The organism is Lysinibacillus sp. KU-BSD001, from assembly GCF_042920265.1.
In the GTDB taxonomy this organism is placed as follows: Bacteria; Bacillota; Bacilli; order Bacillales_A; family Planococcaceae; genus Lysinibacillus_B.
In genome coordinates, this window is the sequence record NZ_JBDQZI010000024.1 from 23,702 (window position 1) to 30,189 (window position 6,488).

At 39.6% G+C, this 6,488-nt stretch carries 6 protein-coding genes; 5 read left to right on the forward strand and 1 reads right to left on the reverse strand.

Annotation, left to right across the window (positions count from 1 at the left end):
• The first annotated feature begins 243 nt into the window (after positions 1–243).
• A complete protein-coding gene (locus AAGS61_RS20195) occupies positions 244–1,230 on the forward strand; it encodes a homoserine dehydrogenase (protein WP_391376315.1) in 987 nt (328 codons plus the stop codon).
• A gap of 137 nt (positions 1,231–1,367) precedes the next feature.
• Entirely contained in the window at positions 1,368–1,556 is a 189-nt protein-coding gene (locus tag AAGS61_RS20200) for a hypothetical protein (protein WP_391376333.1), read from the forward strand.
• Between the two features lie 105 nt (positions 1,557–1,661).
• Here AAGS61_RS20200 and AAGS61_RS20205 read toward each other — a convergent pair whose 3' ends face one another.
• Positions 1,662–1,892, reverse strand: coding sequence for a DNA-binding protein (locus tag AAGS61_RS20205; RefSeq protein WP_391376318.1), 231 nt, complete (start codon positions 1,890–1,892; stop codon positions 1,662–1,664).
• A gap of 109 nt (positions 1,893–2,001) precedes the next feature.
• Between AAGS61_RS20205 and AAGS61_RS20210 the strand changes: the two genes are divergently transcribed.
• Genes AAGS61_RS20210 through AAGS61_RS20220 form a run of 3 tightly spaced genes read left to right on the forward strand, consistent with a single transcriptional unit; the run spans position 2,002 to position 6,184 of the window.
• On the forward strand, positions 2,002–4,098 hold the full coding sequence (locus AAGS61_RS20210; protein WP_391376321.1) for an MMPL family transporter: 2,097 nt from the start codon (positions 2,002–2,004) through the stop codon (positions 4,096–4,098).
• A gap of 32 nt (positions 4,099–4,130) precedes the next feature.
• Positions 4,131–4,802 (forward strand): response regulator transcription factor, encoded by a 672-nt coding sequence (locus AAGS61_RS20215; protein WP_391376324.1) that lies wholly within the window; start codon positions 4,131–4,133, stop codon positions 4,800–4,802.
• Positions 4,799–6,184: a sensor histidine kinase gene (locus tag AAGS61_RS20220; RefSeq protein WP_391376327.1), complete on the forward strand. Its 1,386-nt coding sequence runs from the start codon at positions 4,799–4,801 to the stop codon at positions 6,182–6,184. The genes AAGS61_RS20215 and AAGS61_RS20220 overlap by 4 nt, the downstream gene beginning before the upstream one ends.
• Positions 6,185–6,488: the final 304 nt, after the last annotated feature.

Sequence of the window (6,488 nt, forward strand, 5' to 3'; positions counted from 1 at the left end):
AAAGAAAGCATCCAGAATCTAGGATGCTTTTTCTATTTATTTATAGAAGAAACTTTAATTGTGTCGGAATTTTGAAAGGTTTACGACAATGTCAGGTGTTTGTGTACATTTTAAAAAAACAATTGTTCATCTAGAGAAGATTTTTCTTGTTTTCATATAGGATATACGATAAAATTTTCCTATGTTAAATTTTTAGAATAATTTGTTTATATAGATTTCTTACGGATTTTGGAGGAGACATTTATGGCAGTAATCAAGGCGGCCATCTTAGGTTTTGGCACAGTAGGTCAGGGGATTTACCATATTTTAAATGAAAAGCGTGAAGAACTACGTGAAAAGCTAGGCGTAGAACTAGAAGTAGCGAAAATTGTAGTGCGTGATACGTCAAGAGAACGTGTACCAGGAACGCAGCATTTATTAACAGATAATATTGATGATGTATTCGCAGAAAAAGGGATGCAAGTTGTATTCGAGGCAATCGTGAATGAAGAACCTGCATTCTCTTATTTACAACGTGCGATTGAACATAAATGCCATGTCATTACGGCAAATAAAGTGATGTTTGCCAAGCGTGGGATAGAACTACAAGAGCTAGCGAAAAAGAACGGTGTATTCGTAGGCTATGAGGCAACGGTTGCAGGTGGCGTACCTATTATTAAAACAATGAAAAATATTTTACTAGTGAACGATGTAAGCCGTATTCAAGGCATTTTAAATGGGACGACGAACTATATGTTAACAAAAATGCGTCAAGAAGGTTGGAGCTACGATCAAGCATTAGCAGAAGCACAGCGCCTAGGCTATGCAGAAGCAGATCCATTTAATGACGTATCAGGTCAGGACGCATTTAAAAAATTAATGATCCTATCCGATCTGGCATTTGGGGAACAGCCAGCGTGGTCAGAGGTAGAAGTCATTGGTATTGATACATTAACACTGGATGATATTAAAGCCGCAAATGAAAAAGGTTTACGTTATCGCCACGTGGCAGAGGTTGAGAAAAATGCAGAGGGTCAAATTATTGGAAAAGTAGCACCGATGCTCGTAAATGCAGAACATCCATTATTCCCAATTGATGATGTATTCAATGCGGTGTCGATGGAGACAAATTATATCGGGACGTTAACGGTAACAGGCCCAGGTGCAGGGATGTATCCAACAGCTTCCGTTATGGTGGAAGATTATGCCGAAATTATTGGTAAACGTGCTGGATTTGTTGTATCGATTTAATTTACAGCGCCTTCCGTTATAGGAGGGCGTTTTTTGTGTGAAAAGTGTAAGTTGTCAAACAGGCTAACTTGCGTGATTTTGTAAAAAGTGAGGAATGAGCATAAAAAAAGCCAAAAGGGATACTTTAATAAATGGAGGTGAGCCTTTTGGCAAAAGAAAAAAAGAAGAAAAATGGATTAGATCGTGAAGAATACGGGTATGGTTTGGATATTAGTGCCGATGACTTAGGTGTCATTGGACAAAATAATCAAGCGAAAAAACAAAATGATAATGAAAATAAAGACAAGCCAGAAAATAAAAATAATCCTTCTATTTTAAATGAATAACATTGTACAAGTACTGCAGATTGAACATAGCTGTAGTACTTTTTTTTGGTATTCAAAACGAGAAAGATCCCGCCTACGCAGGATCTTTTTTACGTATAGGTTTAGTTAATCTTCGTCTTTCACATCAATATCTTCTGGAATCGGTGTATTACGCCAAATTTCAATTTCTTGTTTGATCCGTTCAAGTTGTTCGTGGTACGTGTCAAATTGGCGGCTGTTTACTAAAAACTGCTCACCGTCATGTACGGCTTTAATGCGGCCATTGTAAATGTATTGTAAGATTTGATACTCGGGCATCCCAATATCTTTGGCGGTTTCCTCGACTGTTTTGTACATTTGGATGACCTCCGTTTTTAATTTAATTATACCACGGCTAGTTTATATTGAATTTATATTCGTCCGCTATGATGTAAAACGTAGTATTTTCCATAGAGGAGGAAATGAAGTGAATAAGCTATTACATCCCATTACAGATTGGGTTGCTACAAAGCGTGGTATGTGGACGACCATTATCGTCTGGTTAGTATTAATGGTAGGGCTAAGTGCAGGCCCGAAGCTAGGGGACTATAAAGTATCAAACTTTCAATCGCTGCCGGACGAGGCGGAAGCGATTATTGCTGAGCAAAAATCAGAGGCATTATTCCCAAATGATCAAGGGACACCAGGGATACTTGTTTTTCATAATGAAAACGGGGAAGTGAATGTAGATGAAGTGAAGCAAATTTTGAATGCGATACTTGCGGAAAATATTGAAGGTGTCGATACGATCATTGATATTTCTACATTACCCCCGCAAGCATTAGCAGGTTTTACGTCAGAAGACAAATCAACTATGATTGTCCCAATGAATTTACAGGCAGGTCTTGGCAATGCAGAGTATGCTGAAATTAATGATCATGCTTCTACGATTGGAAATGACGTCGCAAAAGAGTTACAGACAGATTTTTATATTACAGGTCCAGCTGGGATTGCTGGTGATACAATTAAACTATTTGAAGCGGCAGACTTCAAATTACTATTTGCGACAATCATTATTATTTTAGTACTACTAATTGTAATTTATCGATCACCACTACTAGCATTTATTCCACTATTTGCGACAGTTGTTGTGTACCAAGTAGTCAATCAAATCATTGCACTGATGGGTGCTGGTGGGCTAGAAATTAACAACTCGACGACATCGATTATGAGCATTTTACTTTTTGCGGCGGTAATCGATTATTCATTATTTGTATTCTCACGTTACCGAGAAGAGCTAAATCATTATGAAGATAAGTATGAAGCGATGAAGCATGCGATGCGTGCAACAGGGGAACCGGTTGTATTTGCAGGTGGTACGGTTTTAGCTGCGATGCTTGTATTATTTTTCGCGGATTTCCGTGATTACCAAAACTTCGCTCCGATTTTTGGGACGGCGATGTTTATTATTATGTTCGCTTCTGTCACATTAGTACCGGCGCTATTTACGTTATTTGGTCGAAAAGCATTTTGGCCAAAAGTACCGAAATATGGTGAGCACCGAGAAGTAAAACATGGTTTATGGGGCCCCGTTGCTAAGTTTGTTGTCAATAAGCCAGGGCTTTCAGGTGGGATTGTAGCGATCTTTATGTTCATTACGGCGTTCAATGTATTTAATTTAGAATACGAGTTCGATACAGTGAAAAAATTCCCGGAAGAATTACCTTCTCGTATAGGATATGAGATTGTAGAATCAAAGTTTGATAAAGGGGAGCTAGCGCCAACTACAATTATCCTAGAAAGTGATCAAGTATTAACAGAAGCAGATATCGTGGCATTTACAGAGCGGCTGACAAGCTATGAAGAAATTAGCTCCGTGCGCCTATCTGCTACAACAGCAGATGAAACAGCCGCAAAATTTAGTGTTGCGCTAGCATTAAATCCGTATTCAATCGAAGCAATCGACTTTATGCAGGAGCTTCGTGCACATACGGAAGCGATGATGGATGACATCGATGTGGCAGCCGACGTGTATTATAGCGGGATCACGATGAAATTAGTAGATGAACGAGAGGTAAATAACCGCGATATTATTAAAATTGTATTGCTTGAAACGGTACTGATTTTAGCTTTATTATTTGCTTTAACTCGCTCATGGAAGATGCCAATTTATATGATGGCAACGATTTTAATTTCGTATGTATCTGCATTAGGATTAGGGATTTTCTTAGTCGATGTATTATTTGGTTATGATGCGATTAGTACCCGTGTACCTGTGTATGCATTTATTTTCTTAGTTGCGCTTGGTATTGATTACAATATTATTTTAGTCTCACGTTTCTTAGAAGAACGGAAGCAGATGAAAGTGAAGGATGCACTTGAAGTTGCGATTCGTAATACAGGTGGCGTGATTTCATCCGCCGGTGTGATTTTAGCGGCGACGTTTGCGGCACTAACAACGATGCCGATTGCTGATTTATTTATTTTTGGTTTTATGGTGGCAGTAGGCATTTTAATTGATACATTTTTAGTTCGGGGCATGTTATTACCATCTTTAATCTTATTTTTTGAAAAAGATAAGTAAACCTCTCATACTTTAACGGATGGAGGGATTGTATGCGAGTTTTAGTCGTTGATGATGATGCGGATATTTTACAGCTAGTTTCCATTCATTTAACACGAGAGGGCTATCAAGTGGAGCGGGCAAGTGATGCACAACAGGCACTGAAATTACTTGAAGAAATCGAGGTGGATCTGGCGATTGTTGATGTGATGATGCCGGGCATGAGTGGCTTTGAGTTAACGAAAATATTAACAAAGGAGCTAGAAATTCCAGTCATTCTATTGACAGCGAAAGGGCAGCTAGAAGACAAAGAACAAGGGTTTAGTGCAGGATCTGAGGATTATATTGTGAAACCATTTGAACCAAAAGAGCTGCTATTTCGCGTGGCCGTTGTAATGCGTCGTTTTGAGCGTTCACTAGAAGCAATGATCGAGGTGGGCAATATTAAAATTGACCGGAAAAATTTTGAGGTGATTATTAATCAGGAAACGATTATGCTACCGATGAAGGAATTTGACTTGCTTAGTATGCTAGCGTCACGTGTTGGAAAGGTGACGCAGCGTGCTGTACTTATTGAGCAAACATGGGGTGCCAATTATGAAGGCAGTGAGCTGACGTTAAATACGCATATTAATCGTATCCGTGAGCGCCTTAAACGACATGGGGCATCCGTTGAAATTCAAACGGTACGTGGCATTGGCTACAAGCTAGAGGTAGTAGTATGAAGTCCTTGTACAATCAATTCATCTTCGCGACGGTGTTGATTTTACTATGCAGTATCGGCATTGGTTTTATCCTTGCGAATATGGTGTATTATACGTTTACAAAAGAAAAAATTGATGCACAGCAAGTTGAAACAGCCGAAGAAGTGACGCGTATTTTATTGTATATGCATGAATCCCGCCATTCGATAGATGAGTACTTAACATCTGTTGGATTACTAGGGTATCAGATTGTGATCATTAGTGAGAGTGGTCAGTATCAATATTATGGTGCCTCGTTTAGTGACAAAGAAATGCCCCAAGAAGCATTAACAACGGTTTTTGATGGGGAAATTTATCAGGGGATGCAAGATTTTAAAAGTCGATTTTCAATGATGGCTCATTTTTCGAATCAATTGCATAATACGGTAGGAATTCCGTTTGAAATGAATGGTGAAAAATACGGTCTCTTTTTACGGCAAGATAATAAAACGTTATTTTCGGATTTCCATATGGTTCTCGTTGGCTTCATATTGACGATTGCGGTTGTGAGTATAATGGGCGTTGTTTGGATGACACGCCAATTCATTCGTCCCATCACACAACTAACAGAGGCAACGAAGGCCGTATCCAATGAGAATTTTGATTATGCACTAGATATTACGCGGAAGGATGAGCTTGGGCAATTGGCCGAAAGCTTTCATTCGATGCAACGACAGCTAGCCGATAATGACGAGGCGAGGAAGGCGTTCATTAGTAATGTGTCACACGACTTCCAATCCCCACTTATGAACATTCAAGGCTATGCCGATTTATTGCAAGATGAGAAGGTATCGGATGTGGAACGAATCGAATATTCGGCGATCATTGACCGTGAATCGAAGCATCTTTCTAATTTAACGAAGCAGCTGCTGCTCTTAACATCGCTTGACCAAGTGACCTATCCATTAAAAACGAAAGAAGTACGAATAGATGAGCAGTTAAGAGACGTGCTTCGTAAGTATCAATGGCGTCTCCATGAACAAGAAATGGAGCTCTCATATAAGCTCGAAGAAACAACAGCGATTGTTGATGAGGAACTACTAGTGAATGTCTGGGATAATTTATTGTCCAATGCGATTAAATATACGGATGCAGGGGGCACTATATTCATCTCATGTCGTCCTGTCGGGGCGATGCTAGAGGTTGTCTTTAAAGACACAGGAATTGGCATGACGGCAGAGGCTTGTGAACAAGTATTTGAACGTTTTTATCGCGTGGATGAAGCGCGGAAAAAAGATGGGACAGGTCTTGGCCTAGCCATTGTGAAGCAAATTGTCTCGTTGCATGATGGGACCATTCAGGTAGAGAGTGTACTTGGTGAGGGAAGTACCTTTACAATCGTCATGCCAACTAATGGTAAATAAGGAATACTTGTAGTGAGGACATGGTTAACTGAAGGGGATGCCCAGAAAGTTTTTACTTTCTGGGCATCCCTTTACTCCTTAATAATTACTCATTAAGAAATATTGCTCCTGCGGTGGTCACATCAAAATGCCACCATCCTCGTCGCAAAGGTGCCGTCTCAAAATATCTTTTCAGACGGTCCCTTTCTTACCTTCAGTCAATAGCTTTTAAGAAAATAATTATGTGTTGAAAAGATTTTTTTTGGAGGGTGGGGGTACCCCCACCCTCCAAAAAAATTACGCACGCCAAATAGACCTCACGATT

Bases quoted from the DNA above. Each gene is read 5' to 3' on its own strand.
- AAGS61_RS20205 (WP_391376318.1), bottom strand. From the start codon at position 1,892: ATGTACAAAACAGTCGAGGAAACCGCCAAAGATATTGGGATGCCCGAG.
- AAGS61_RS20215 (WP_391376324.1), top strand. From the start codon at position 4,131: ATGCGAGTTTTAGTCGTTGATGATGATGCGGATATTTTACAGCTAGTT.
- AAGS61_RS20195 (WP_391376315.1), top strand. From the start codon at position 244: ATGGCAGTAATCAAGGCGGCCATCTTAGGTTTTGGCACAGTAGGTCAG.
- AAGS61_RS20220 (WP_391376327.1), top strand. From the start codon at position 4,799: ATGAAGTCCTTGTACAATCAATTCATCTTCGCGACGGTGTTGATTTTA.